Source organism: Streptomyces sp. NPDC036813, from assembly GCF_055609245.1.
In genome coordinates this window covers 75,826-101,382 of sequence record NZ_JBVJPV010000004.1, presented here as the reverse complement: position 1 = coordinate 101,382, position 25,557 = coordinate 75,826, and the positions used below count along the sequence as shown (strand labels likewise).

Here is a 25,557-nt window from a genome sequence, read left to right as displayed (position 1 = left end):
GTCGGCTGCCCTCCCGGGGTTTTAACGTTGCCGTATGGGCTACTTCGACGCTGCTTCCGGCGCTCCTCTCCACCCCGTTGCTCGTCAGGCGTTGTTGGCCTCTCTGGATGAGGGGTGGGCGGATCCTGCTCGGCTGTACAAGGAAGGGCGCAGGGCCCGGATGCTGTTGGACGCCTCTCGGGAGGCGGCTGCCGAGGTCGTGGGGTGCCGGGCCGATGAGCTGGTGTTCACCTCGTCGGGGACCCGGGCCGTTCATACCGGTGTCGCCGGGGCGCTGGCCGGGCGGCGGCGCATCGGACGTCACCTGATCGTGTCGGCTGTCGAACACTCCTCTGTCCTCCATTCGGCCGAGGCGCACCAGGCGGACGGGGGCACGGTGACCGAGGTGGGCGTGGACCGGGGCGGCCGGGTGGACGCTTCCGCGTTCGCCGCCGCCCTGCGGGAGGACACCGCGCTGGCCTGTCTGCAGGCGGCCAACCACGAGGTGGGGACCGTGCAGCCGGTCGCCGAGGTGGCCGCGGCGTGCCGGGCGGCCGGGGTGCCGTTGCTGGTGGACGCGGCCCAGTCGCTGGCGTGGGGACCCGTCGGGAGTGACTGGTCGCTGCTGGCGGCGAGCGCGCACAAGTGGGGCGGGCCGTCGGGGGTGGGGTTGCTCGCCGTGCGCAAGGGGGTGCGGTTCGCGGTGCAAGGGCCGGTGGACGAGCGGGAGTCGGGGCGGGCGGCCGGCTTCGAGAACATCCCGGCGATCGTGGCGGCGGCGGCCTCCCTGCGGGCCGTGCGCGCCGAGGCGGCCCAGGAGGCGGTACGGCTGCGGGAGCTGACGCGGCGGATCCGGGCGGCGGTGCCGCAACTGGTGCCGGACGTGGAGGTGGTCGGCGACGCGGAGCGGCGGCTGCCGCACATCGTCACCTTCTCCTGTCTCTATGTCGACGGTGAGGCGCTGCTGCACGCGCTGGACCGGGCGGGTTTCTCCGTCTCGTCCGGTTCGTCCTGTACGTCGAGCACGCTGACGCCGAGCCACGTCCTGAAGGCGATGGGCGTGCTGAGCGAGGGCAACGTCCGGGTGTCGCTGCCCCCGGGGACGCCGGAGGAGGATGTCGAGCGGTTCCTCCAGGTGCTGCCGGAGGCGGTGGCGGGCGTACGGGAGCAGCTCGGGGCGCCGACGCCGGCCGCGGCGGTGGGGAGCGAGGACGAACTGGTCGTGGACGCCCTCGGCAAGCGCTGCCCCCTGCCGGTGATCGAGCTGGCCAAGGTCATCGGCACCGTGCCGGTGGGCGGCACGGTCCGAGTCCTCTCCGACGACGAGGCGGCCCGCCTGGACATCCCGGCGTGGTGCGAGATGCGCGGTCAGGAGTACGCGGGCGAGGAGCCGGCGGAGAGGGGGACGGCCTACCTGGTGCGCCGGATCAGGTGAGGCACGCGGGGCGCGGGGCTGTGTCGATCCGCGGCTCCGCCGCACGCGCGACCAGCCCCACGCCCGCGCGCCCGGCAGCGCCGGACCCGGGGCCGGACCAGCAGCCGCCCGGGGTCTCAGGAGAGGTGCTTCTGGACCTCCGAGGCGGCCTCGTCGCCGTACGCCTTGGTGAACCGCTCCATGAAGTGGCCGCGCCGCAGCTGGTACTCCTGCGTCCCCACCGTCTCGATGACGAGGGTCGCCAGCATGCAACCCACCTGCGCCGCCCGCTCCAGGGACACGCCCCACACCAGACCCGACAGGAAGCCCGCCCGGAAGGCGTCGCCGACACCCGTCGGGTCGGCCTTGCGGTCCTCCTCCGGGCAGCCGACCTCGATCGCGTCCTCGCCGGCCTTCTCGATGCGCACGCCGCGCGCGCCGAGCGTGGTGACGCGGTGGCCGACGCGGGAGAGGATCTCCTCGTCGCTCCAGCCGGTCTTGTTCTCGATGAGGCCCTTCTCGTACTCGTTGGAGAACAGGTACGTCGCGCCGTCCAGCAGTATCCGGATCTCGTCGCCGCTCATCCGGGCGATCTGCTGGGAGAAGTCGGCGGCGAAGGGGATCGCGCGGGAGCGGCACTCCTCCGTGTGGCGCAGCATCGCCTCGGGGTCGTCGGCGCCGATCAGGACGAGGTCGAGGCCGCCGACGCGGTCGGCGACCGTCTTGAGCTCGATGAGGCGGGCCTCGCTCATGGCGCCGGTGTAGAAGGAGCCGATCTGGTTGTGGTCGGCGTCCGTGGTGCACACGAAGCGGGCCGTGTGCAGCGTCTCGGAGATGCGGACGGAGCCGGTGTCTACGCCGTGCCGGTCCAGCCAGGCCCGGTACTCGTCGAAGTCGGCCCCGGCGGCGCCGACGAGGACGGGCCGGGTACCGAGCTGGCCCATGCCGAAGGCGATGTTCGCGCCGACCCCTCCGCGCCGTACGTCCAGCTGGTCGACCAGGAAGGAGAGGGAGACCGTGTGCAGCTGGTCCGCGACGAACTGGTCGGCGAAGCGGCCGGGGAAGGTCATGAGGTGGTCGGTGGCGATGGAGCCGGTGACTGCGATGCGCACGGCGTGGACGCTCCTGTGTGGAGGGGGATTGACAGTTCACGCTACCCGCTGGAGGGCCGGCTGCGCAGTGGACGAAACTACCCGATAGTAGATCTTTCCCGGCAGCCCGGCCGGTGCCTACGGTTCCGCTATGACGAACCTCGAGTTCCCGCGGACCGCGCCCGCCGACCCGGAGGGCGGCCTGGCCTCGCTGATCGGTGACAGCGCCCGGATGGCTCCGCACTGGGCGGTCCCCGAGCGGGAAGCGCCCCGTCCGGTACCGCCGTCGCACATCCACGGCGTGCGGGTTCCGGACACCTCCGCCAGGCTGCTGGAGGCGATGTCGGACTACGGCGACTGACCGCGCGCGGGTCGCGCGACCGGTTCGGCGTACGGAAGGGAACCGTACGCTCCCCTGCTGCGTCCCATCGCTGTCCCCCGGAAAGGGGACGGGTGATACGACCCTCCGGCAGGCACATTTGACAGGGCCTGGTCAGGGTTGAGGGACAGCTGCGCAGCCGAAGGAGCGATGCGGTGAACACCGAGCGACCCGACAACGACGACGCACCGGCCGGGCCCGAGGAGCACGGGAGTGCCGGTGAGCGGGGCGCCGCGCGCCGGCGGTCTCCGCTGGCCGTCGCCTCCGTGGCGGCCGCCGTGCTGCTGGTCGGGGGCGGCGGGGCGTATCTCGCGGCGAACGCCGCCGGCGGCTCACCGGGGGCCGGGGCGTCGGGCAAGAACGGCTCGCCGACGCCCCTTGCGCTCGACGACTACGCGGGCGGTACGGGTCCGGGGTCCACGGGTCCGGGCGGGACGAACGGGATCGCGCCCGGGGAGCCGAATCCGTACGGCGTGACCTACCGGGCCGGCGGCAAGCTGCCCGAGGGGCCCCGATCGTCGCCGGCGTACCGGGCGACGGGCGAGGTGTCCCGCGCGGACGTGGCCCGACTGGCGAAGGCGCTCGGCGTGGACGGGGCGCCGGTGGCCGAGGGGCAGACCTGGCGGGTGGGCACCGGCAAGGACGGCGCCGGGCCGATGCTGCAGGTGAACCGGCAGGCGCCGGGGACGTGGACGTTCACCCGGTTCGCGCCGGGCACCGACAACTGCAAGGGCTCCGTGTGCGCACCGGGCCCGGCCGAGACCGCCGGGGACCCGGTGAGCGTGGCGGTGGCCGAGAAGGCGGCCGCGCCGGTGCTGAAGGCGGTGGGCCAGGACGACGCGAAGCTGGACGCGAGCCAGGTGATGGGTGTGCGCCGGGCGGTGAACGCCGACCCGGAGATCGGCGGGCTGCCCACCTACGGCTGGACGACCGGGGTGATCGTCGACGCACACGGGCAGGTGGTCGGCGGCAGCGGGATGCTGCGCACGCCGGTCAAGGCCGACACGTATCCCGTGCTGAGCGCGGAGCGGACGCTGGCACTGATGAACGCGGCGCCGGGGACGAGCACCGAGCACCGGATGGGCATCGGCGGCTGCGCCAGTCCCGTACCGCTGAAGGACCGGCTGGAGGCGCCCTGCGGGCGGTCCTCGGGCGCGGGGCAGCGGGAGGTGATCACCGTGCGCAAGGCGGTGTTCGGGCTGGCCACGCACTACTCCGCGGGGCGGCAGGTGCTGGTCCCGTCCTGGCTGTTCGAGGTGCGGCCGCCGGGCGCCAAGGACGACTTCACGGTGACGTATCCGGCGCTCGACCCGAAGTACCTGACCTCGGCCCGGCCGTCGACGCCGCCGTCGGCGCCGCCCGGTGAGCCGACCGGACGGCCCAGCCCCCGGCCGACGGGGCCCGCGAACGACTCGGCCCCGGCGCCGTACGGCGTGCGGGCCGAGGGCTACACGGCCGAGGGCAGGGAGCTGACGGTGACGTTCACGGGCGGTGTGTGCGCCTCGTACGACGTGACGGCGCGGGAGAGCGCCGACCGGGTGGTGGTCACGGTGACCGCGCATCCGTGGAAGGACAAGATCTGCCCGATGATCGCGAAGTTCTACCACCGCACGGTGCAGCTGAAGGAGCCGCTGGGCGACCGCAGGGTGGTCGGGCCGGACGGCCACGGCATTCCGCTGCAGAAGGTGGGGGCACGGCTGCCGGCCGACCCGCGGTGACCGGTACGGCGGAAGGCGGCGACCCCGGGTGGGGGTCGCCGCCTTCCGCCGTGTCGGCTGTGCGGCGTGGCTCAGCTGAAGGAGTCGCCGCAGGCGCAGGAGCCGGTCGCGTTCGGGTTGTCGATCGTGAAGCCCTGCTTCTCGATGGTGTCCACGAAGTCGATGGTGGCGCCGCCGAGGTACGGGGCGCTCATCCGGTCGGTGACGACCTTGACCCCGCCGAAGTCCTTGACCACGTCGCCGTCGAGGGACCGCTCGTCGAAGAAGAGCTGGTAACGCAGGCCGGAGCAGCCGCCGGGCTGGACGGCGACGCGCAGGGCGAGGTCGTCACGGCCTTCCTGGTCGAGCAGGGCCTTGACCTTGGACGCGGCGGCGTCGGTCAGGACGATGCCGTCGGTCACGGTGCTGGTCTCGTCCGATACGGACATCTACATCTCTCCAAGGTTGTACGGAGACTGCTTGCCGACGTGTGCAACCGGCAGGGCCACGGATTCATTCCGGGACGTCCCCGGTTCTTTCGTCCTCGGCTCTTTTTCATGCTCGCACACGCGCCGGTGAGCGCACAGCAGCCTGCGGCGGGAGAGGACACCCGGGCATCGGGATTCACGTCACATCGACATGAGGGCCATCGTCAAACTGACGTGAAGCCGTTATGATATATAGCGTCAGTTAGACGAAAAGTAGAAAGGGTGCGTGTCGTGACCACCGCCCAGACCCCGGAGCTCGACGTGCAGCCGAGTCCGCTCGCCCTGCTGCTGCTCGGCCGCGAGGCCGACCCGAAGAGCGAGCGGGGCGTCGAGTGCCCCGGTGACCTGCCGTCGCCGTCCGACCCCGACCTGGTCGAGCGCGCCCGCGCGGCCAAGGAGAAGCTCGGCGACAAGGTCTTCGTGCTCGGTCACCACTACCAGCGGGACGAGGTGATCCAGTTCGCGGACGTCACGGGCGACTCCTTCAAGCTGGCCCGCGACGCCGCCGCCCGGCCGGAGGCCGAGTACATCGTGTTCTGCGGTGTGCACTTCATGGCGGAGTCCGCGGACATCCTCACCTCCGACGACCAGAAGGTCGTCCTGCCCGACCTCGCCGCCGGCTGCTCGATGGCCGACATGGCGACGGCCGAGCAGGTGGCCGAGTGCTGGGACGTGCTGACCGAGGCCGGGATCGCCGAGCAGGTGGTGCCCGTCTCGTACATGAACTCCTCCGCCGACATCAAGGCCTTCACCGGCAAGCACGGCGGCACGATCTGCACCTCGTCCAACGCGCAGCGGGCTCTGGAGTGGGCGTTCGAGCAGGGGGACAAGGTCCTGTTCCTGCCGGACCAGCACCTCGGGCGCAACACCGCGGTGCGGGACATGGGCATGTCGCTGGACGACTGCGTCCTCTACAACCCGCACAAGCCGAACGGCGGGCTGACCACCGAGGAGCTGCGCGCGGCGAAGATGATCCTGTGGCGGGGCCACTGCTCGGTGCACGGCCGCTTCAGCCTGGACTCGGTCAACGACGTGCGCGAGCGGGTGCCCGGCGTGAACGTGCTCGTCCACCCCGAGTGCCGGCACGAGGTCGTGGCCGCGGCGGACTACGTCGGCTCGACGGAGTACATCATCAAGACGCTGGAGGCCGCCCCGGCCGGCTCCAAGTGGGCCATCGGCACGGAGCTGAACCTGGTCCGCCGCCTGGCGAACCGTTTCGCCCCCGAGGGCAAGGAGATCGTCTTCCTCGACCGGACGGTCTGCTTCTGCTCCACGATGAACCGCATCGACCTGCCGCACCTCGTGTGGGCCCTGGAGTCCCTCGCCGACGGCAAGCTCGTCAACCGCATCGAGGTCGACAAGGAGACCGAGGCGTTCGCGAAGCTGGCGCTGGAGCGGATGCTGGCGCTGCCGTAGCCGGCGCCCACGGTCCGGCTCACCCCGCCGCGGACCTGCGGTCGGGGTGAGCCGGGTCGAGGGAGAACACGGTCCCGTCCGGGGTGTCGACGACCAGGGCGCCGTCGTTCATCACCGCCCCGGGCTCGGTCCAGCCCTCGCTGTCGACGCGGTCCGCCTGCGCGGAGGACTCCCACAGCAAGGCGCCACCGCGCGCGTCCAGGGCGGCCACCCGCCCGTTCGCGCTGGCCAGATACAGGGTGCCGGTCCGCTCGTCGGCCAAGGCGTTCCCCGGTTGCTGCAGCGTCGTCGTGGTCTGCCACAGGCGCCGGCCGGTCCCGGGCGACACCGCGGTGACCCTGCCGGTGGACCCGGCGACGTAGAGCCTGCCGTCCGCCAGCGTCAGCCCGCCCCGGTACTCCTCGGCCGCCTTGACCGACGTACGCGCCCCGGTGACCGGATCCACCAGCACGAAGCGGGTCCAGGACACGTCGGAGGTGGGGCCGGCGGCCGCGTCCTCCTCGTACTCGGCGAGGAGCAGCCGTCCCGAGACCGTGCCCATCAGGGTCGCCCGGCCGGAGGGCGTGCGCAGACGGCGTGCCGAGCCGTCGGCCGGGTCGACGACGACGAGCTGTCCGTCCCCGGGTCCGTAACTGCCGCACTGCGCGTAGGGCCTGCCCTCCACGTCGCGCAGGGTGCAGTGGTCACTCGCCGGCAGGGTCAGCGTCCACCGCCTGCTGCCGTCCCGGGGCGAGCGCGCCGTCACCGTGCGGCCGTCGCCCTCCGGGATGAGCACCAGACCGGCGGACATGGCCGGCCCGACGTCGTCGGCGGTCACCACGCGTGACCACAGCTGCCGGCCGGTGCGCGTGTCCAGTCCCACGACCTTGGTGACGGTGGGGCTCTGCGACGCGCTGCTGACGGTCTGCACCGTCACCACGGCCCCGTCCCGCACGCCGAGCACATGGGACTCGTAGCGGTTGAGGGGCAGCCCCTCCGGCAGGGCGGCCCGCCAGCGGATCGCGCCGGTGCGGCCGTCGATCCGCTTGGGGCGGACCGCGGACCCACCGCAGTAGACGTCGCCCCCGCTCGCCCGGCAGGACCCCGCGTCCATCATCCCGCCGCTGCTCATCCGGGACCCGTCGTCACCGGCCGTGGGGGGGTCGTCAAGACTCGTCCTCCACGGATGCCAGCCCCGCGGCACCGTCCCCCAGCGCGCGGCCGGCGACGCCGTCGCGGGCGGCTGGGCGGCGGTGCGCTCGGTGCCGTCGGCGCCTCCCCACAGCAGATACGCCGTGAGTGCGAGGCCGGCCGTGCCGATGGTGGCGGCCGTCACCGGCAGCGCACGGCCACGGCGCCGCGGGCGCTCGCCCCCGGCCTCCGGAGCCGGCGGACGGCCCAGGTTCATCGTGAGCCGGTCGTCCGCCGCCTCCTCGGGCAGCAGGACGGCGAACTCCCGGGCGAGGACGTCCAGTCCGGGCCGGTCGGCCGGCTCCTTGGCCAGGCAGCGGGCCAGCACGTCCCGCAGCGGGTGCGGTACGGCGCCCAGCTCCGGCTCCTCGTGCATCACCCGGTACGCCGTCAGATACGGGCTGTCCGTGTCGAAGGGGCCGCGCCCGGTCACCGCGAACACCAGCAGCGCGCCGAGCGAGAAGACGTCGGAGGCCGGGCCCACCGAGCGGGCGTCCGTGAGCTGCTCCGGCGACATGAACGGCGGGGTGCCCATCAGATGCCCGGTCTCGGTCAGCGTCTGGTCGCCCGCGGCCCGGGAGATGCCGAAGTCGATGACCCGGGGCCCGTCGTCGGCCATCAGGACGTTGCCGGGCTTGAGGTCGCGGTGCACCACTCCGGCGCGGTGGATGTCCCGCAGCGCCTCAACCAGCCCCAGAGCCAGATTCCGCAACGCGGGTCCCACGATCGCGCCCTGACCGCGGATCAGCGAGGCCAGCGACGGCCCCGGCACGTACTGCGTGGCCATCCACGGCCGCGCGGCCTCCGGGTCGGCGTCCACCACGGGCGCCGTGAACGCGCCGCTCACCTTGCGGACAGCGGCGATCTCCTGCCGGAAACGGGCCCGGAACACGCCGTCCGCGGCGTACTGGGCGTGCACCACCTTGACGGCGACCTCACGGCCCGAGCGCGACCGGCCGCGGTAGACGACACCCATGCCGCCCGCCCCGAGCCGGTCGACGATCCGGTACCCACCCACCGACCTGGGGTCGTCCTTGCGCAGCGGCACCGCTCCCCCACTCCCCTTCCCCCGTTCAGCAGTACAGGGTCACAGGATAGGCAGCGGTGCCGTGGCGAAGGCCCGGGGTCAGACCCCGGCCGGCTCCAGCTTCTCCTGCGGCTCGGCCTCCCGCTTCGCGGCGCGCTTCTTCGCACGGCGCTCCTTGCGGAGCTCCAGCATCGCGTAGAGCGTCGGGACGAGGAGGAGGGTCAGCAGGGTGGAGGTGATCAGGCCGCCGATGACGACCACGGCGAGCGGCTGGGCGATGAAGCCGCCCTCGCCGGTGACGCCGAGGGCCATCGGGAGCAGAGCGAAGATCGTCGCCAGTGCCGTCATCAGGATGGGGCGCAGGCGGTGGCGGCCGCCCTCGATCACGGCCTCGACGACGCCGTAGCCCTGGCCGCGGTACTGGTTGATCAGGTCGATCAGGACGATCGCGTTCGTCACCACGATGCCGATCAGCATCAGCATGCCGATCATCGCGGGGACGCCCATCGGGGTGCCGGTGGCGACCAGCAGGCCGAGCGCGCCGGTGGCCGCGAACGGGATGGACACCAGAAGGATCAGCGGCTGGGCCAGCGAGCGGAACGTCGCGACCAGCAGCATGAAGACGATCGCGATCGCCGCGAGCATGGCCAGGCCGAGGTTCTTGAACGCGTCGTCCTGGTCCTGCGTCACGCCGCCGATCTCGGCCGTCGCACCCGCCGGGAGCTTCAGCGCCTTGATCTTCGACTGGAGGTCCGCGCTGACCGCGCCGGTGTTGTCGGCGGTCGGCTTGGCGGTGATGGTCGCCGCGCGCTGACCGTCGATCCGGGTCATGGAGACGGGTCCGTCCACCAGCTTCACATCGGCGATGTCACCGAGCTTCACCGGGCCGAGGCGCAGGTTGCGCAGCTCGTCCAGCGTCCGCGCCGGCTTGGCGGAGGTGATGACGACGTCGCGCTCGGTGTCGTCCAGCACCGCCTTCGCCGCCGGGGTACCGCGCACGGCCTGCCCGACCGCGGTGCCCAGCGTCTGGTCGTCGAAGCCGGCCGCGGCCGCCTTGGCGTTCGCCTTCACCGAGATGCGCGGCACGCTCTGCGAGAGGTCGCTGGTGACGTCCGTGACGTCGTCCAGCGACGCGACGGTCTTGCGGACCTGTTCCGCGGCGGTGCGCAGGACACCGCCGTCGGCGGCCTTGACGACCACGCTGAGGTCCTGGCTGCCGAAGCCGTCTCCGGCGGACACGGTGGTCGAACCGATGCCGTCGAGCTTCTTCAAACCGGCCTCGATGCGGTCCTGCACGTCGTCGTAGGTCGCGGAGTCCTCCAGCATGACCTGGTAGGAGGCCTGGTTGCTGTCGGTGCCGCCGCCGAAGGCCGCCATGAACCCGGAGGAGCCGATGGTGACCTGGTAGTCCTTGACGCCCCGGGTGGAGGCCAGCAGTTGCTCGACCTTCCTCGCCTGCGCGTCGGTCGCGGCCAGGCTGGTGCCCGGCTGCAGCTTCTGCTTGAGGGTGAGGACCTTCTGGTCGCCGGAGTCGAAGAAGTTCGTCTTCAGCAGCGGCGCCATGCCGAAGGTGGCGACGAGGACGACGACGGCGATGGCCACGCTGGTGAGGCGGCGGCGGGTGGCGAAACGCAGGACGGGGACGTAGAAGCGCTGCAGGCGGCTGTTCGCCTCCTTCTCCTCGGCCTTGCGGCGGGCCTCCTCGGCGTCCTCGGGCGTGCCCTTCGGGGCGCGCAGGAACCAGAACGACAGGACCGGTACGACCGTCAGCGAGACCACGAGCGAGGCCAGCAGGGCGGCCGTCACCGTGATGCTGAACGAGCCGAACAGGGCGCCCACCATGCCGCCGACCAGGCCGATCGGCAGGAACACGGCGACCGTGGTGAGGGTGGAGGAGGTGACCGCGCCCGCGACCTCGCGCACCGCGTTCAGGATCGCGTCCTGGCGCTCCTCGCCGTAGCCGAGGTGGCGCTTGATGTTCTCCAGGACCACGATCGAGTCGTCGACGACCCGGCCGATGGCGATGGTCAGCGCGCCCAGGGTGAGCATGTTCAGGGACAGGTCGCGCGTCCACAGCACGATCAGCGCAAGGACGACGGACAGCGGGATGCTGACCGCGGTGACCAGGGTGGAGCGGATCGACGCCAGGAAGACCAGGATCACGAGGACCGCGAAGAGCAGGCCGAGCGCGCCCTCGGTGGTCAGGCCGGAGATGGACTTGGACACCGCCGGGCCCTGGTCGCTGACGACGGTGATCGTCGCGTCCTTGCCGAGGTCCTTGCGCAGGTCCGGGAGCTTGTCGTTGACCGCGTCGGAGATCGCCACCGCGCTGCCGTCGTGGTCCATGGTCGCCATCACGGCGAGGCTGGGCTTGCCGTCGGTGCGGGTGATGGAGTCCGCCGGGGCCTCCTGCTGCTTCACCGTCGCCACGTCGCCGAGCCGGGCCGCCCGGTGACCGTCCCGGGCGGGGATCGTCAGATTCTGGATCTGCTCCAGGGAAGTGAAGCCGCCGCCGACCTGGACGGTGCGGTTGTGGCCGCCCTCGTCGAAGGCACCGGCCGGCATCGCCGCGCCGCCGCCCTGGAGGGCCTGGGCGAGGGACTGCACGGTCAGACCCGCCGCGGCCAGCTTGGCCTCGTCCGGGGTGACGGCGACCCGGAGATCGCGCACGCCGCTGACGGTGACCTGGCCGACGCCGTCGATGTCCTTCAGCGCCGGTACGACCGTCTTGTCGAGCTGGTCGGCGAGGGCCTGCTGGTCCTTGCCGGAGGTGACGGCGAGGACGACGGCCGGCATGTCGTCGGTGGAGCCCGCGACGACCTGCGGGTCGACGGCGTCCGGGAGCTGGACGCGGGCGCGGTTCACGGCCTGCTGGACGTCGGCGACGATCCGCTTGGTGTCGTTGCCGTAGTCGAAGGACGCCATGATCACGGCGTTGCCCTCGCCGGCCTTGGAGGTGACGCCGGTGATGCCGTCGACGGCGTCGAGGCGGTCCTCGATCGGCTCGACGACCTGCTTCTCGACGACGTCCGGGGAGGCGCCCTGGTAGGGAGCGATGATGGAGACCATCGGCAGTTCGATGGTGGGCAGGAGCTGCTGTTTCAGCTGCGGGATGGCGATCGCGCCGAACACGAGCGCGATGAGGGACATCAGGCCTATCAGGGCACGTTGTGCCAGGCTGAATCGGGACAGCCAGGACATGGCGTCAGGGTCTTCCTTCTGTGAGCGGCAGAAGCGGTGGCTTCTGCGAGCGGCAGAAGCGTGGCCCTCTCACCTTGTGGCATGCCCGGGTGCACTTCCGTAGGCCGCAGGTCCCGTTTCCTTATGCGGGGCATACTCCGGGTGCAGTACGGCCGGGTTGAGGTCACTCCACCCGTGGACGGACCAGGCCGGACTCGTAGGCGATCACCACGAGCTGGGCACGGTCGCGGGCGCCGAGCTTGGCCATGGCGCGGTTGACGTGCGTCTTCACGGTGAGCGGACTGACCTCGAGGCGCTCGGCGATCTCGTCGTTGGAGTGGCCGCCGGCGACCTGCACCAGCACCTCGCGCTCGCGGACGGTGAGGGCGGCGAGGCGGTCGGCGCGGGCGGGATCGCGGTCGCCGTCCCCGTCGGCAGGGTCGCTCTGGGCGAGGAAGCGGGCGATGAGGCCCCTGGTGGCGACGGGCGAGAGCAGGGCCTCCCCGGCGGCGGCGACGCGGATGGCGTTGAGGAGTTCGTCGGGTTCCGAGCCCTTGCCGAGGAAGCCGGAGGCTCCGGCGCGCAGGGACTGCACGACGTAGTCGTCGACCTCGAAGGTCGTGAGGATCACGACGCGGACGCCGGCCAGGTCGGGGTCGGCACTGATCAGGCGGGTGGCGGCGAGGCCGTCGGTGCCGGGCATGCGGATGTCCATGAGGACGACGTCGGCGCGGTGTTCCTTGGCGAGGGTGACGGCTTCGGCGCCGTCGGAGGCCTCGCCGACGACCTCCATGTCGGGCTCGGAGTCGACGAGCACGCGGAAGGCGCTGCGGAGCAGGGCCTGGTCGTCGGCGAGGAGTACGCGGATGGGGGTGGTCATGGGGGCAGGATTTCATGGGGCTCGGGGGCGTTGTCGGGGGGCGGTATGCGTTGTGGCCGACCGCGCTTGCCTGCGGCGCCCTTGCCTGCGAGGGGTGCGTCGTGGTCGGCCGCCCCCGCCTGCGGCGCCCTTGCCTGCGGGGGGTGCGTCGTGGTCGGCCGCCCTCGCCTGCGGCGCCCTTGCCTGCGGGGGGGGTGCGTCGTGGCCGGCCGCCCTCGCCTGCGGCGCCTGGTCGTGTTGCGGCTGCGGGTGCGTTGTGGCTGGTCGCGCCGTTCCCCGCGCCCCTTTTTTTGCCTGCGGCGGCCCGTTGCGGTGCGTGGTGGGCTGGTGTCGCGCCTGCGGTGCGTTGTGGGGCGGGGCCGGGGTGGGGGGGTGTCCGTCCTCGGTCCGGCCGGCCGTTTCCGACGGGCTCGCTGTGTCTCGGTGCCGGCCGCTGCGGGCGGACACCCCCCACCCCGGCCCCTTCCCGACGTACGCGGGTGCGGGCCGTCGCCCGTTTCGTCTCGGGTGCGGGCCCCCTGGGTCCTGCGGCACTGACGGCGGCGCCGGATGCATCAGGGGCGCGGGGAGCAGGCAGGACGCGGTCGGCACGGGCCGCGCAGGCGTGGGGGTCACCCTGGGTCAGAACCGGGTGGCTTCAGCGGCAGCGTGGCGTGGACGCGGAAACCTCCTCCGTAGCGGGGGGCCGTGGTCAGGGTGCCGCCGAGGGCCGTGGTGCGTTCGCGCATGCCCAGGAGGCCGTGGCCGCCGCCGGGGGCGGGCGTCGGGGCCTCCTTGCCCGCGCCGTCGTCGAGGACCGTGATCTCGATGCGGGGGCCCACCCGGACCACGCTGACCTCGGCCTTCGCCCCGGTGCCCGCGTGTTTGTGGACGTTGGTGAGGGCCTCCTGGATGACCCGGTAGGCGGCCAGGCCGACGGCGGCGGGCAGGGTGGTGTCCTGGTCCGCCCGGACCACCTCCACGTGCAGGCCCGCGCTGCGGAACGTGCCGGCGAGTTCGTCGAGACGGTCCAGGCCGGGGGCCGGCTCGGTGGGGGCCTCCGGGTCGCCGGACTGCCGGAGCAGGCCGACCGTGGCGCGCAGTTCGTTCAGCGCGCTGCGGCTGGCCTCGCGGACGTGGGCCAGGGCTTCCTTGGCCTGGTCGGGGCGCTTGTCCATGACGTGGGCGGCGACTCCGGCCTGCACGTTGACCAGCGCGATGTGGTGGGCGACCACGTCGTGCAGGTCGCGGGCGATGCGCAGGCGTTCCTCGGCGACGCGGCGGCGGGCTTCCTCCTCGCGGGTGCGTTCCGCGCGTTCGGCTCGTTCGCGGATCGCGTGCACGAAGGCGCGCCGGCTGCGGACGGCGTCGCCGGCGGCAGCGGCCATGCCGGTCCAGGCGAAGATGCCGAGGTTCTCCTGGGCGTACCAGGGCAGCGGGCCCGCCAACATCGCGGCGCCGGTGAGGACGGTCATCGTCAGCAGACCGACCCGCCAGGTCGTGGGACGGTCGGTCGTCGCCGCCACCGTGTAGAGGGCCACCACGGCGGACATCGCGACGGGGGCGCGCGGGTCGCTGGTGACGCATTCGACGACCGCGACCGTGCCCGTGACGAGGAGGACTCGCAGCGGGGCGCGGCGGCGGGCCACCAGTGCGGCCGCGCCGATCGTCATGAGCAGCAGACTGAGCGGGTCGGGGCGGCGTACGCCCCACGTCACGCCGTTCTCGCCGTGCGGGTCCACGAAGGATCCGGCGACCATGCAGAGCAGCACCCCGGCGGCCAGCGCCGCGTCGAACGCCGCGGGGTGCGCCTTGAGCCGGCATCGGGCGCGGTCGAGGGTACGGGGGGTGCTCACGCCTGAGTACGGTACGGCGTCCCGGTGCCGCCCGGCACCGGGACGCCGTGACCGGTCGTCGTCAGCCGGGGATCAGCCCGTCGTCGCTGAGCAGCTCGCGGACCTCCTCCAGCGTGGCCTCGGCCGCGGGGAGGATCAGGTCCGACGGCTCGAGGGAGTCGTCGGGCAGCGGTGTGCCCAGCTCGCGCACCTTGGTCAGCAGGGCCGTCAGGGTGCGGCGGAAGCCGGGGCCGTCGCCGTTCTCCATCTCGGCCAGGAGTTCGTCGTCCAGCTTGTTGAGTTCGGTGAGGTGGCTGTCCGCCAGCCTCACCTGCCCCTCCCCCATGATCCGTACGATCATGTCGGCCATGTCGCCCTCCGGGCTCTCGGCGCTCGCCTACTGCTTGTCGAAGCGCGGGGTGTCCTGCGGCTGCTGCTGGGTCTGCGCCTGGCCGTTGCCGCCCTCGAGGGCCTGCCGGTCGGCGGACGTGCCCCCGGCCAGCTCGGCCTTCATGCGCTGCAGCTCCAGCTCTACATCCGTACCACCGGAGAGCCGGTCCAGCTCGGCCTGGAGGTCGTCCTTGTGCATGCCGGAGGGGTCGTCCAGGGCGCCGGAGGCCAGCAGCTCGTCGAGGGCGCCGGCGCGGGCCTGCAGCTGCGCGGTCTTGTCCTCGGCCCGCTGGATGGCCAGGCCGACGTCGCCCATCTCCTCGGAGATGCCGGAGAACGCCTCGCCGATGCGGGTCTGGGCCTGGGCGGCGGTGTAGGTGGCCTTGATGGTCTCCTTCTTGGTGCGGAAGGCGTCGACCTTGGCCTGCAGGCGCTGGGCCGCCAGGGTGAGCTTCTCCTCCTCGCCCTGGAGGGTCGCGTGCTGCGTCTCGAGGTCCGTCACCTGCTGCTGGAGGGCGGCCTTGCGGGACAGCGCCTCGCGGGCGAGGTCCTCGCGGCCCAGGGCGAGGGCCTTGCGGCCCTGGTCCTCCAGCTTGGTGGACTGCTGCTGCAGCTGGTTGAGCTGGAGCTCCAGGCGCTTGCGCGAGGTGGCCACGTCGGCGACGCCGCGGCGGACCTTCTGCAGCAGCTCCAGCTGCTTCTGGTACGAGTAATCGAGGGTCTCGCGCGGGTCCTCGGCCCGGTCAAGGGCCTTGTTCGCCTTCGCGCGGAAGATCATCCCCATACGCTTCATGACACCGCTCATGGGCTTCGCGCGCCCCCTTCTGACGGACTCCGGCTCCAGCTCTGCGACAAGACCCACAGTACGGGCCCTGCCTCCATTGACGCACTGTTCGGGGACGGATGCGCTCATCCCCAAGGACGACTGCGGTGGACACCGCTCCGGCGGAGGGAGGAGAGCGGACCCCGACCGCGGCGTCCCACGGTGCCCCTTCTGTCCTGTACAGACGACTGGTGTTGCGGGATCGTTCCCCAGCGGGCTGGGGTCCATGCCCGTCATGCCCTTACCCTTGGATTTTGTGTTCCGTAGCCGTGCCAAGGAAGAGAAGGCCCCCGGCGCCGACCAGGCGGCGGTAGACCTCTCCAAGCAGCCCCGCGACCCGCAGGCCCCGAAGGGCAGGCCCACTCCCAAGCGGAGTGAGGCCCGTTCCCAGCGCCGCAGTGTCGCCACCACGCCGACGAATCGCAAGGAGGCCGCCAAGCGGCAGCGCGAGGAGCGCCGCGTCGCGATGGAGCGCCAGCGCCAGGCGCTGGCCAGCGGTGACGAGCGCTATCTGCCGCCCCGGGACAAGGGCCCGGTGCGCCGCTTCGCGCGCGACTTCATCGACTCGCGGTTCAACATCGCGGAGTTCTTCCTCCCGATGGCCGTGGTCATCCTCGTGCTGAGCATGATCCGGGTGGGCTCGCTGCAGAGCATCGCGCTGCTGCTGTGGCTGGTCGTGATCGTGCTGATCGTGCTCGACTCGATCGTCACGGCGTTCCGCCTGAAGAAGCGGCTGGCCGAGCGCTTCCCCGACACGCCCAAGCGCGGCGCGGTGGCCTACGCCCTGATGCGCTCGCTGCAGATGCGCCGGCTCCGGCTGCCCAAGCCGCAGGTCAAGCGCGGAGAGCGGCCCTGAGCACGACACCGTTCACCGGGGGCGCGGCCGAGGCCTGGCTGAGCAAGCTGGGCGGGCTGCGGGACGTCGTCCGCCAGGAACTGGTGGCACGGCAGCTGGACGAGCAGATAGCCGGGCGGTTCCCCATCGGGCAGCGGCTGCGGGTGCTCGACGTGGGGATGGGCCAGGGCACGCAGGCGCTGCGGCTGGCCCGGGCCGGGCACAAGGTGACCGGTCTGGAGCAGGACCGCACGATGATCGCCGCGGCCCGGGAGACTCTCGCCGGTGAGCCGGAGGGCATCCGGGAGCGGATGCGGATCATCGAGGGGGACGGCCGGGACACCGGCGTGCACTTCCTGCCGGGCAGCTTCGACGTGGTGCTGTGCCACGGCGTGCTGATGTACGTCGAGGAGCCCGACCCGCTGCTCGCGGGGCTGGCCCGGATGCTCGCCCCGGGCGGACTGCTGTCGCTGCTGGTGCGCAACGGTGACGCGCTGGCGATGCGGCCGGGCCTGTCCGGCGACTGGGCCGGGGCGCTGGGCGCGTTCGACACCACCGCCTATCGCAACCGCCTCGGCATGGACGTACGCGCCGACCGGCTGGCGACTTTGACGGCCACGCTCGCCGGGATCGGCGCGCCTCTGCAGAGCTGGTACGGCGTGCGGGTCTTCACCGACACGGCGGCGGACGGCGCTCAGGCGCCCGCCGACCTCGACACGCTGCTGACGGTCGAGGAGAAGGCCGGCCGCACGGACCCCTACCGGGGCGTCGCGGCGCTGCTGCATCTGTGCGGGGTACGCGGCTGACAGCCGCGGCCGCCCGACGTCGCGGGCCCACTGCGGGTCGCCGGCGGCCGGGCGAGCGAGCCGCACCCGCCTGCGCCGGTCACCACGGCCCCTTGCGGGTCGGCGGGTGCCTCGCGGGCGGCGTGCGTCGCAATCGTGCGCGCCGGTTTGCGCCACTGACGTGCGGCCGCCGGGTTCCGGTCTCGCTCGTTCGGGTGAGCTGCGCGGGCCGGGGAGCCACCCGGGCCTGAGACTCGGGCCATGGACGTTTCCCGTGTCGCTGTCGCCCGTCTCCGGTTCGCCGTCGCGGCCTGTGTGTGCGGTGCCGTCCTGCTGGCCGGGTGCTCCGGCGCCGGTTCGTCCGGTGAGAAGGAGAACGCGACGACGCAGGCGGCGCAGCCCGCCGCTCCCGGCCGGGAGGCCACCGACCTCCAGTCCGACTACCTGAAGGTGATCCGGGAGGTCCTGCCGTCGGTCGTGCAGATCCAGGCGAGCAACGAACTCGGCTCCGGCGTGGTGTACGACGACAAGGGACACATCGTCACCAACGCGCACGTCGTCGGCGACGAGAAGACCTTCGAGGTCACGGCGGCCAACAGCGGCGAACCGCTCACCGCGACCCTGGTCTACTCCTACCCGCAGCAGGACCTCGCGGTCGTCAAGCTGGACAAGGTGCCGGCCGGGCTGCGGGCCGCGACGTTCGGCGACTCGGCCAAGGTGGAGGTGGGGCAGATCGTGCTCGCCATGGGATCGCCGCTCGGCCTGTCGTCCAGCGTGACGCAGGGCATCGTCTCGGCGACCGGACGGACCGTCACCGAGGGCCGCAGCGGCGGGGGTACGGGCGCCACCATCGCCAACATGGTGCAGACGTCGGCGGCCATCAACCCCGGCAACAGCGGCGGCGCGCTGGTCAACCTGGACGGGCAGGTCATCGGCATCCCGACGCTGGCCGCCACCGACCCGCAGCTCGGCGGCGGTTCGGCGCCCGGTATCGGTTTCGCGATCCCCGCGTCGATGGTGAAGACCATCGCGGATCAGATCGTCAGCAGCGGCAAGGTGACCGACTCGGGCCGCGCGGCCCTGGGCATCACGGCCCGCACGTTCCTCGACGACAGCTACCAGCCGGCCGGGGTCGTGGTGGTCGACGTCAAGAGTGGCGGTGCCGCCGACAAGGCGGCCCTGCGGGCCGGGGACGTCATCACCAAGGTGGGCGGCACCCGCATCACCACCATCACCTCGCTCTCCGAGGCGCTGGCCGCGGACAAGCCGGGCCAGAGGACCACGGTGACGTACACACGGGACGGCCGTGAGAAGACGGTGGACGTGACGCTCGGCGAGCAGTGAGACGGTGCCCGGGGGCGGTTCGCCCCCGGGACACCGGCTGTCCTACGACTCGTCCGCGTGCAGGCTCATCGGGCCGTAGATCTCCGTGGCGTCCTCGAACAGCCGCACCTGGTCCGCGCCGCCCTCCGCCAGGGCCTTCCAGTTCTCCCCGATCCAGGACTCGGCGTCCCCCTGCGTGGTGAACTCCTCCGGCTGCACCGCGGGCTGGACCTCCGTCCCGTCGGCCTTCTCGAACCGCCACGTCCATGCCGCCATGTACGCCTCCCGGGTGTGAGTACCTGCTCCGGCGGACGCCGGATCTTGGTCCGGCTCCAGCCCGCAGCGTATTCGCTCCGCCGGGTGAGCCGCCAAGAGACCGCCGTAAGACCGCAGGTGATCGGTCAAAATGCGGGTCGTGGGGCCGGCCCCGCCCCCGCGGCGGAACCGCACAGCGAACACGGCCGCACCCCTGGGGGGCCTCCGTCACGCGAGCCGGGCGCCGAACGGAGAAAATCATGGTGTGGACGTGACTCTGCTCGGCACCGGTGCCCCCGCGGGACTGCCCCGCCCCGACTGTCCCTGCGCCATCTGCGCGACCTCGCTCGGCGGTGACGCGCGGGCGGCGACCGCTGCCCTGGTCGACGGGACCCTGCTGCTGGACCTCACCCCCGGCGCGGCGTTCGCGGCGGCCCGGGCCGGGCATTCGCTGGGCGGGGTACGGCAGGTGCTGCTGTCGCATCCGCACGACGGGCCGCCGGTGGAGGTGCCGGCCGGGCTGCCGCAGCCCGGGCGGGTGCCGGACGGACGGGAGCTGGCCCTGCTGACGGGGCATCGGGTGCGGGCGCTGGCGATGGACACGCCGGGCACGGGCTACGCGGTGACCGGTCCCGAAGGACAGCGGCTGCTGTATCTGCCTCCGGGCTGCGCGCCGGCCGGGCTGGAGGCGGGGGCCGGTCGGGCGGCGCCGTACGACATGGTGCTGGCGGACGTCGTGGGGCGGCCGGACGCACTGGCGCGGCTGCGGGCGGTGGGAGCGGTGGCGCCGACCACGGACGTCGTCGCGGTCCACCTCGACCACGACGTGCCGCCGGGCGGCGAGTTGTCGCGGCGGCTCGCGGCGGCGGGCGCGCGGGCGGTGCCGGACGGGACGACGCTGGTGGTCGGGGCGTACGAGGACGTGCCCGACGTACCGCGGCGCACCCTGGTGCTGGGCGGCGCCCGGTCGGGCAAGTCGGTGGAGGCGGAGCGGCGGCTTGAGGCCTTCCCGGACGTGCTGTACGTGGCGACGGGCGGTACCCGGGACGGGGACGCGGAGTGGGCGGCGCGGGTGGAACTGCACCGGGAGCGGCGGCCGGCGTCGTGGCGCACGGCGGAGACGGTCGACCTGCTGCCGCTGCTGACGCAGGAGGGGCCGCCGCTGCTGGTGGACTGTCTGTCGCTGTGGCTGGCCCACGCGATGGACTCCGTCGGGGCGTGGGACGACGCCACGTGGGCCGGTGGCGGTGAGCGGGCGCTGCGCGAGCGGGTGACGGCGCTGGCCCGGGCGGTGCGCGAGGCGCGGCGGACGGTGGTGCTGGTGTCCAACGAGGTCGGTTCCGGCGTGGTGCCGGCCACCGCCTCGGGGCGGCGCTACCGGGACGAGCTGGGGCGGCTGAACGCGGCGGTGGCCGGTGAGTGCGAGCAGGTGGTGCTGGTCGTGGCCGGGCAGGCGCTGGTGCTGCGGGGGTGAGGGGAGGTCAGTTCTTGCGGGCGACGACGCGGCAGGTCGGTGACCAGCCGCGGGGTCTCTTCGTCAGCAGGGTGCAGCCCCGGTCCGTCAGTTCGGTGTGGACGTCGGCGGGATGGAAGGGGCTGTTGCGGGTGTGGAGCCGGACGACGAGGAGGCCGCCGACGCGCAGGGCGGTGAGGGCGGCGGTCAGTTCGCGGCGCGGGTCGGCGCTGTGTTCCAGGTGGTGGAGCAGGGTGACCACGTCGTAGCGGTCGCTCAGCGCGGTGTCGGCGAGCGGGCCGACGTAGGCCTCCTCGACGCGTTCCGCCGCGCGCGCCCACAGCACGCGGGGGGCGGGGTCGACGCCGTCGAAGGAGGTGTACGGGAAGAACTCCCGTGCCGTGTCCGGGAACGCGCCGTCGCCCGTGCCCACGTCGAGCCAGCTCTCGGGTTCCGCGGCGAGGCGTGCCACGCGGCGGGCGAGTGCGCGCAGCCGGCGCCGGCCGGTCAGCAGCGCCGAGCCGCACCACGGGCACTGCGCACGCGGCGCCGGCGGCACCGACGGGGTGGGCGGGAGGGTCGGCATGGGCGGAACGGCCGGCAGGGGCGGAACGGTCGACATCGGCGCCTCCCATACGACAATCCGTGCAAAACGGAACGTACGGGACCGCCTTCCGGGGTGCAACGACGCCGTGCCCGCGGGGTCACGGCGTGGCGCGGTCGTGTTCGACCGGGGCCGGTACTGTTCGGCGAATGAGCTCGCTTAATCTCGACGACTTCACCGATCTCATCGAGCGCCCCGACGGCGGGGTGCGCCGCGACGCGGAGTCCCGCCGCGAGCGTCGGATCGTGCCGCCCGGCGCGCTGGGACGCCTGGACGAACTGGGCGAGTGGCTGGCCGCGGCGCAGGGCGTCGTCCCCGTGCGTCCCGTCGAACATCCCCGTCTCGTGCTGTTCGCCGGCGACCACGGGATCGCCGGACTGGACGTCTCGGCGCGCCCCGCCGGCACCGCGGCCGCGCTCGTGCGGGACGTACTGGAGGGCGCCCGGCCGGTGTCGGTGCTGGCCCGGCGGCTCGGCGTCCCGGTGCGGGTGGTCGACATGGCGCTGGACTGCGCGCCGGAGGAGCTGCCCGCGGACGTCGTACGGCACCGGGTGCGGCGCGGCAGCGGCCGGATCGACGTCGAGGACGCGCTCACCCTTCAGGAGGCGGAGGCCGCCTTCCGGGCCGGGGTCGCGGTGGCCGACGAGGAGGCCGACTCCGGCACCGACCTGATCGTGCTCGGCGACATCAGCGTCGGCGGGACCACGGCGGCCGGGGTGCTGGTCGCGGCGCTGTGCGGGACCGACGCGTCGGTGGTGACCGGGCGGGGCGGGCTGGCCATCGACGACCTGGCGTGGATGCGCAAGTGCGCGGCGATCCGGGACGCGCTGCGCCGGGCCCGGCCGGTGCTGGGCGACCAGTTGCAGCTGCTGGCGACCGTGGGCGGCGCCGACCTGACCGCGATGACGGGCTTCCTGCTGCAGTGCGCGGTGCGCAAGGTGCCGGTGATCCTGGACGGCGTGGTGGGCGCGGCGTGCGCGCTGGTCGGGCAGCGGATCGCGTTCCGGGCGCCGGACTGGTGGCTGGCCGGGCACACCGGTGGGGAGCCGGGGCAGGCCAAGGCTCTGGACCGGATGGCGCTGGAGCCGCTGCTGGACCAGGGCGTGCGGGTCGGTGAGGGCGCGGGCGCTCTGCTCGCACTGCCGCTGGTCCAGGCCGCGGCGGCCCTCGCGGCGGAGCTGCCGGAGAGGGACGACAAGGGCGACGAGGACGACAAGGGCGGGGGCGACACGGCCGACGCGGGCGTGGGCGGCACCGTCGACGCGGCGGGCGAACCCGACGAGGAGTAGCGACCACCCCGTACGGCCCAAATAGGACGGTTTGCCCGGACGGCGGCCATATGATCCCCGGTCATGGGAGAGAGCCGCATCGCACGTCGGGCCGCCGCCTTCGCCGTCTGGTATCTGCGCGCCGTCGCCTTCGTCAACTTCCTGAGCGCGGTGTGGGTCTCCCTCGGGCAGGACGTGCGGCGGCACAACCAGGAGAACCTCTTCACGCCCTATCTGCTGACGGCCGGGTTCGCGTCGGGAGTCTTCACCGCGTTCCTGGCCGTCACCATGCGGCGGCGCAAGCGGGCCGCGTGGATTTTGAACCTGGTGCTCGGCGGGGCGTTCCTCGCGCTGTTCGCCCTGGCCACGGCCCTGCTGCCGGAGATCCGGCACTCCGCGCAGAACTGGGTGTCACTGGCCCTGACCGCGGCTTTCGTCGCCTCGCTGCTCGCGGGCCGGCGTGAGTTCTACGCCAAGGGCGACCGGTCCAATCCGCGGCTCGCCGCCGTGGTCGCCGCCGGTGGCGGGCTCGCCGCGTCCCTGCTGGCGGCGCTGCTGGTGACGGTCACCAACCAGGCGGCGGACGCCGGCCGTTCGACGTTCGCCTCGCGCTGGTGGTACGGCACGCTGCACCTGGTCTCGGTCGCCGCCGACGACTCCCGCTTCCCCGGCCTGTCCACGCCCACCTGGGTCGACGTGGCGGTCAACGTGCTGAGCACGGCCCTGGTCCTCGCGGTCCTGTACGCCGCCTTCCGCTCCCGGCGGGCCGTCGACCCGCTCACCGCCGAGGACGAGAAGGGGCTGCGGGAGCTGCTGGAGCGGCACGGGGAGCGCGACTCGCTCGGCTACTTCGCGCTGCGCCGCGAGAAGAGCGTGGTGTGGTCGCCGACGGGCAAGGCGGCCGTCGCCTACCGGGTGGTCGGCGGGGTGTCGCTGGCGTCCGGGGATCCGCTCGGCGACCCGGAGGCGTGGCCCGGGGCGATCGAGCCGTGGCTGGCGCAGGCCCGCGCGCACGGCTGGATCCCGGCGGTGATGGGGGCGAGCGAGGAGGCCGGAACCGTGTACGCGCGCCACGGCCTGGACGCGCTGGAGCTGGGCGACGAGGCGGTGGTGGAGGTCGCCGAGTTCACGCTGGAGGGCCGAGCCATGCGCACGGTCCGGCAGGCCTGCAACCGGGTGCGGCGGGCCGGGTACACGGTGCGGATCCGGCGGCACGAGGACATCCGCGCGGACGAGATGACGTACCTGGTGCGGCGTGCCGACGACTGGCGGGACGGCGCCACCGAGCGGGGTTTCAGCATGGCGCTGGGGCGGCTCGGGGACAGTGACGACGGCCGGTGCGTGATGCTGGAGTGCCATGACGCCGACGGCCGGCTGCGGGCGCTGCTGTCCTTCGTGCCGTGGGGTCCGAAGGGGCTCTCCCTGGACCTGATGCGACGGGACCGGGACTCCGACAACGGTCTGATGGAGTTCATGGTCATCGAGCTGCTGCGGCGGGCCCACGAGATCGGGATCACGCAGGTCTCTCTCAACTTCGCGATGTTCCGCTCGGTCTTCGAACGTGGCGCACGCCTCGGCGCCGGGCCGGTGCTGAGGCTGTGGCGGTCGCTGCTCAGCTTCTTCTCCCGCTGGTGGCAGATCGAGTCGCTCTACCGCGCCAACGCGAAGTACCGGCCCATCTGGGAGCCCCGGTTCCTGCTCTTCGAGAAGAGCGCGGACCTGCTGCGCATCGGCCTCGCCGCCGCGCGGGCAGAAGGGTTTCTCGAGGCGCCGGGGCTGCCGAAGTGGCTGCACCGTACCCATCTGGAGACCCGCAGATGAAGCACCTCGCCCGCTGGGCCCGCGCCGAATGGGGACTGCTGTACGTCACCGTGCGCGAGCCGCTGCTGGAGAGGAGATGGCGGGCGGTTCCGATGACGCTGTCGGCGGTGTGCCTGACGGCGGTGCTGCAGGTAGTGCAGAACCGGTCCTGGGGGTTCGGGTTCGTGCAGGACGTGGGCGCGGTGCGGGCCGAGGACCCGCTGTGGCTGTCACTGCTGCGCACCCCGCTGTCGGTGTTCGTGCCCGCGCTCGACCTGCCCGTGTGGGGCGCGCTGGCGCAGATCCTGCTGGTGTTCGGCATCGCCGAGCTGTGCCTGGGCTGGTGGCGCACGCTCGGCATCGCCTACGCCGCGACGCTGGCCGGCACCCTCTACGCCCGCCTCGGCATCCGTCTCGGGCCGCACGCTCCCCTCGGGCTGCCGGCCTCCGACGCCCAGGTGGTCGACACCGGCCCGTCGGCGGCCGTGGTGTGCCTCGCGGTGTACCTGTGCTGGCGCTACGGAGCCCATGTCACGGCCGGCGCGGTGACGCTGGCGATGATCGCCGAGGTGCTGGTGAAGGACAACCTGGCCGGCAAGGAGCACCTGGCCGCGCTCGCCGGTGTGGTGGTGCTGTGCGCGGCGGCGCAGTGGCGACGGCGTCACCGGCGTTCGACGGCGCGGGTCGGCTCGGGGTCCGGTTTCCCGCCGAGCCAGTCCTGGACTGCGCGGCGGGGCCGCGACCAGCGGCGGTCGTGGCGGTAGGCGCGCAGCCCGGCCTTGGCGCGGGCGCGGGGGCGGCGGCCGTAGAAGCGCCGGGCCCACAGCGAGCCGGGGCGGGCCAGCCGTACGGCACCGATCAGGGCGATGAAGGGGATGATCACGCCGAGGACGGCCATGCGGCCCTTGCCCTTGGTGAGGGCGATCAGGGCGAAGAGGAAGTTCACCGCGACCGTCAGGATGGCCTCGCCGCGGTTCTGCAGTTCCGCCTGGCTGACGTCGTTGACGCCGAAGGGTGAGAAGCCGACGAGGACCAGCCCGACCAGCGCGGCGGTGAACACGACGAGTTCGACGCTCTTGCGGCCCGCCTCGCTCCAGTAGACGTCGTCGAGGTGCAGGATCAGCGCGAACTCGTCCAGGACGAGCCCGGCGCCGATGCCGAACAGGACCGCGCACAGTCCCGCGCCGAAGCCGTGCCGCCCGCTGGCGACCGCGCCGAAGCCCCCGACGACGGTGAGGACGACTCCGGGGACGACGTGATGGACGTGCACCCCGCCTGCCTTGACGTTGCCGAAGGGTCCCCGGCCGGCCCGGATCAGCCGGGTGACGAGCCGGGTGATCAGAAACGTCAGGACGAAGGCGGCCAGGGCGAGGAGCAGGGGGAGCTTGCCCGGCTCCACGATGTTGCGCACCCACCAATGCCCCATATCCGCACTTTAGTCGCGCTCGTCCCCGGCCGCCGTCCGTGCCCGCGCGCCCCCCGGATA

22 protein-coding genes are annotated in these 25,557 nt (G+C 72.9%); 11 read left to right on the top strand and 11 right to left on the bottom strand.

What is annotated here, in order from left to right; translation table 11 throughout:
* Positions 1–34: 34 nt before the first annotated feature.
* The gene (locus tag ACZ67Q_RS10475; RefSeq protein WP_471179184.1) at positions 35–1,414 is read left to right on the top strand and encodes an aminotransferase class V-fold PLP-dependent enzyme; all 1,380 of its coding nucleotides are present in this window, start codon (positions 35–37) and stop codon (positions 1,412–1,414) included.
* A 116-nt stretch (positions 1,415–1,530) separates the two neighbouring features.
* Here the strand turns inward: ACZ67Q_RS10475 and ACZ67Q_RS10470 are convergent, their stop codons facing one another.
* Complete coding sequence (locus ACZ67Q_RS10470; RefSeq protein WP_361632648.1) at positions 1,531–2,505, bottom strand: carbohydrate kinase family protein; 975 nt, start codon at positions 2,503–2,505, stop codon at positions 1,531–1,533.
* A gap of 130 nt (positions 2,506–2,635) precedes the next feature.
* Here ACZ67Q_RS10470 and ACZ67Q_RS10465 point away from each other — a divergent pair, with 130 nt between their 5' ends.
* Both ACZ67Q_RS10465 and ACZ67Q_RS10460 read left to right on the top strand, forming a co-directional pair.
* On the top strand, positions 2,636–2,845 hold the full coding sequence (locus tag ACZ67Q_RS10465) for a hypothetical protein (RefSeq protein WP_471179181.1): 210 nt from the start codon (positions 2,636–2,638) through the stop codon (positions 2,843–2,845).
* A 173-nt stretch (positions 2,846–3,018) separates the two neighbouring features.
* Positions 3,019–4,581, top strand: coding sequence for a hypothetical protein (locus ACZ67Q_RS10460; RefSeq protein WP_471179178.1), 1,563 nt, complete (start codon positions 3,019–3,021; stop codon positions 4,579–4,581).
* Between the two features lie 71 nt (positions 4,582–4,652).
* On the opposite strand, the gene erpA is transcribed toward ACZ67Q_RS10460, so the two are convergent.
* Positions 4,653–5,009, bottom strand: coding sequence for an iron-sulfur cluster insertion protein ErpA (gene erpA, locus ACZ67Q_RS10455; protein WP_009188190.1), 357 nt, complete (start codon positions 5,007–5,009; stop codon positions 4,653–4,655).
* 270 nt (positions 5,010–5,279) lie between these two features.
* Between erpA and nadA the strand changes: the two genes are divergently transcribed.
* Positions 5,280–6,464, top strand: coding sequence for a quinolinate synthase NadA (nadA, locus tag ACZ67Q_RS10450; RefSeq protein WP_471179176.1), 1,185 nt, complete (start codon positions 5,280–5,282; stop codon positions 6,462–6,464).
* A gap of 19 nt (positions 6,465–6,483) precedes the next feature.
* Here nadA and ACZ67Q_RS10445 read toward each other — a convergent pair whose 3' ends face one another.
* The 6 genes from ACZ67Q_RS10445 to ACZ67Q_RS10420 all read right to left on the bottom strand — a co-directional run bounded on the left by ACZ67Q_RS10445 (position 6,484) and on the right by ACZ67Q_RS10420 (position 15,718).
* Positions 6,484–8,682: a protein kinase domain-containing protein gene (locus ACZ67Q_RS10445; protein WP_471179173.1), complete on the bottom strand. Its 2,199-nt coding sequence runs from the start codon at positions 8,680–8,682 to the stop codon at positions 6,484–6,486.
* Between the two features lie 78 nt (positions 8,683–8,760).
* Entirely contained in the window at positions 8,761–11,862 is a 3,102-nt protein-coding gene (locus ACZ67Q_RS10440) for an efflux RND transporter permease subunit (RefSeq protein WP_471179170.1), read from the bottom strand.
* A 163-nt stretch (positions 11,863–12,025) separates the two neighbouring features.
* Complete coding sequence (locus tag ACZ67Q_RS10435; RefSeq protein ID WP_471179168.1) at positions 12,026–12,721, bottom strand: response regulator; 696 nt, start codon at positions 12,719–12,721, stop codon at positions 12,026–12,028.
* 611 nt (positions 12,722–13,332) lie between these two features.
* Entirely contained in the window at positions 13,333–14,556 is a 1,224-nt protein-coding gene (locus ACZ67Q_RS10430) for a sensor histidine kinase (protein WP_471179165.1), read from the bottom strand.
* 61 nt (positions 14,557–14,617) lie between these two features.
* Complete coding sequence (pspAA, locus tag ACZ67Q_RS10425; RefSeq protein ID WP_471180086.1) at positions 14,618–14,896, bottom strand: PspA-associated protein PspAA; 279 nt, start codon at positions 14,894–14,896, stop codon at positions 14,618–14,620.
* Positions 14,897–14,932: 36 nt separating this feature from the next.
* Positions 14,933–15,718, bottom strand: a complete 786-nt coding sequence (locus ACZ67Q_RS10420; protein WP_471179162.1) for a PspA/IM30 family protein — start codon at positions 15,716–15,718, stop codon at positions 14,933–14,935.
* Between the two features lie 256 nt (positions 15,719–15,974).
* Between ACZ67Q_RS10420 and ACZ67Q_RS10415 the strand changes: the two genes are divergently transcribed.
* From ACZ67Q_RS10415 to ACZ67Q_RS10405, 3 genes are all read left to right on the top strand, one after another.
* Complete coding sequence (locus ACZ67Q_RS10415) at positions 15,975–16,604, top strand: DUF3043 domain-containing protein (RefSeq protein WP_471179160.1); 630 nt, start codon at positions 15,975–15,977, stop codon at positions 16,602–16,604.
* Between the two features lie 83 nt (positions 16,605–16,687).
* Positions 16,688–17,389, top strand: coding sequence for a class I SAM-dependent methyltransferase (locus ACZ67Q_RS10410; protein WP_471179158.1), 702 nt, complete (start codon positions 16,688–16,690; stop codon positions 17,387–17,389).
* Positions 17,390–17,629: 240 nt separating this feature from the next.
* Entirely contained in the window at positions 17,630–18,712 is a 1,083-nt protein-coding gene (locus tag ACZ67Q_RS10405) for a S1C family serine protease (RefSeq protein ID WP_471179155.1), read from the top strand.
* Between the two features lie 42 nt (positions 18,713–18,754).
* On the opposite strand, the gene ACZ67Q_RS10400 is transcribed toward ACZ67Q_RS10405, so the two are convergent.
* On the bottom strand, positions 18,755–18,967 hold the full coding sequence (locus ACZ67Q_RS10400; protein ID WP_363268318.1) for a hypothetical protein: 213 nt from the start codon (positions 18,965–18,967) through the stop codon (positions 18,755–18,757).
* Between the two features lie 244 nt (positions 18,968–19,211).
* Between ACZ67Q_RS10400 and ACZ67Q_RS10395 the strand changes: the two genes are divergently transcribed.
* Entirely contained in the window at positions 19,212–20,420 is a 1,209-nt protein-coding gene (locus tag ACZ67Q_RS10395; protein ID WP_471179152.1) for a bifunctional adenosylcobinamide kinase/adenosylcobinamide-phosphate guanylyltransferase, read from the top strand.
* A gap of 7 nt (positions 20,421–20,427) precedes the next feature.
* Here ACZ67Q_RS10395 and ACZ67Q_RS10390 read toward each other — a convergent pair whose 3' ends face one another.
* Entirely contained in the window at positions 20,428–21,021 is a 594-nt protein-coding gene (locus ACZ67Q_RS10390) for a class I SAM-dependent methyltransferase (protein WP_471179150.1), read from the bottom strand.
* 131 nt (positions 21,022–21,152) lie between these two features.
* Between ACZ67Q_RS10390 and cobT the strand changes: the two genes are divergently transcribed.
* The 3 genes from cobT (at position 21,153) to ACZ67Q_RS10375 (ending at position 24,835) form a co-directional block, all read left to right on the top strand.
* A complete protein-coding gene (gene cobT, locus ACZ67Q_RS10385) occupies positions 21,153–22,292 on the top strand; it encodes a nicotinate-nucleotide--dimethylbenzimidazole phosphoribosyltransferase (protein ID WP_471179147.1) in 1,140 nt (379 codons plus the stop codon).
* Positions 22,293–22,355: 63 nt separating this feature from the next.
* Entirely contained in the window at positions 22,356–24,092 is a 1,737-nt protein-coding gene (locus tag ACZ67Q_RS10380) for a phosphatidylglycerol lysyltransferase domain-containing protein (RefSeq protein ID WP_471179145.1), read from the top strand.
* On the top strand, positions 24,089–24,835 hold the full coding sequence (locus ACZ67Q_RS10375; protein ID WP_471179142.1) for a hypothetical protein: 747 nt from the start codon (positions 24,089–24,091) through the stop codon (positions 24,833–24,835). The genes ACZ67Q_RS10380 and ACZ67Q_RS10375 overlap by 4 nt, the downstream gene beginning before the upstream one ends.
* Here the strand turns inward: ACZ67Q_RS10375 and ACZ67Q_RS10370 are convergent.
* Entirely contained in the window at positions 24,733–25,497 is a 765-nt protein-coding gene (locus ACZ67Q_RS10370) for a hypothetical protein (RefSeq protein WP_471179140.1), read from the bottom strand. The genes ACZ67Q_RS10375 and ACZ67Q_RS10370 overlap by 103 nt on opposite strands.
* Positions 25,498–25,557: the final 60 nt, after the last annotated feature.

Bases quoted from the DNA above. Each gene is read 5' to 3' on its own strand.
- ACZ67Q_RS10405 (WP_471179155.1), top strand. From the start codon at position 17,630: ATGGACGTTTCCCGTGTCGCTGTCGCCCGTCTCCGGTTCGCCGTCGCG.
- cobT (WP_471179147.1), top strand. From the start codon at position 21,153: ATGAGCTCGCTTAATCTCGACGACTTCACCGATCTCATCGAGCGCCCC.
- ACZ67Q_RS10400 (WP_363268318.1), bottom strand. From the start codon at position 18,967: ATGGCGGCATGGACGTGGCGGTTCGAGAAGGCCGACGGGACGGAGGTC.
- ACZ67Q_RS10435 (WP_471179168.1), bottom strand. From the start codon at position 12,721: ATGACCACCCCCATCCGCGTACTCCTCGCCGACGACCAGGCCCTGCTC.
- erpA (WP_009188190.1), bottom strand. From the start codon at position 5,009: ATGTCCGTATCGGACGAGACCAGCACCGTGACCGACGGCATCGTCCTG.
- ACZ67Q_RS10375 (WP_471179142.1), top strand. From the start codon at position 24,089: ATGAAGCACCTCGCCCGCTGGGCCCGCGCCGAATGGGGACTGCTGTAC.
- ACZ67Q_RS10465 (WP_471179181.1), top strand. From the start codon at position 2,636: ATGACGAACCTCGAGTTCCCGCGGACCGCGCCCGCCGACCCGGAGGGC.
- ACZ67Q_RS10370 (WP_471179140.1), bottom strand. From the start codon at position 25,497: ATGGGGCATTGGTGGGTGCGCAACATCGTGGAGCCGGGCAAGCTCCCC.
- ACZ67Q_RS10475 (WP_471179184.1), top strand. From the start codon at position 35: ATGGGCTACTTCGACGCTGCTTCCGGCGCTCCTCTCCACCCCGTTGCT.
- pspAA (WP_471180086.1), bottom strand. From the start codon at position 14,896: ATGATCGTACGGATCATGGGGGAGGGGCAGGTGAGGCTGGCGGACAGC.
- ACZ67Q_RS10415 (WP_471179160.1), top strand. From the start codon at position 15,975: ATGCCCGTCATGCCCTTACCCTTGGATTTTGTGTTCCGTAGCCGTGCC.
- ACZ67Q_RS10380 (WP_471179145.1), top strand. From the start codon at position 22,356: ATGGGAGAGAGCCGCATCGCACGTCGGGCCGCCGCCTTCGCCGTCTGG.
- ACZ67Q_RS10440 (WP_471179170.1), bottom strand. From the start codon at position 11,862: ATGTCCTGGCTGTCCCGATTCAGCCTGGCACAACGTGCCCTGATAGGC.
- ACZ67Q_RS10390 (WP_471179150.1), bottom strand. From the start codon at position 21,021: ATGTCGACCGTTCCGCCCCTGCCGGCCGTTCCGCCCATGCCGACCCTC.
- ACZ67Q_RS10420 (WP_471179162.1), bottom strand. From the start codon at position 15,718: ATGAAGCGTATGGGGATGATCTTCCGCGCGAAGGCGAACAAGGCCCTT.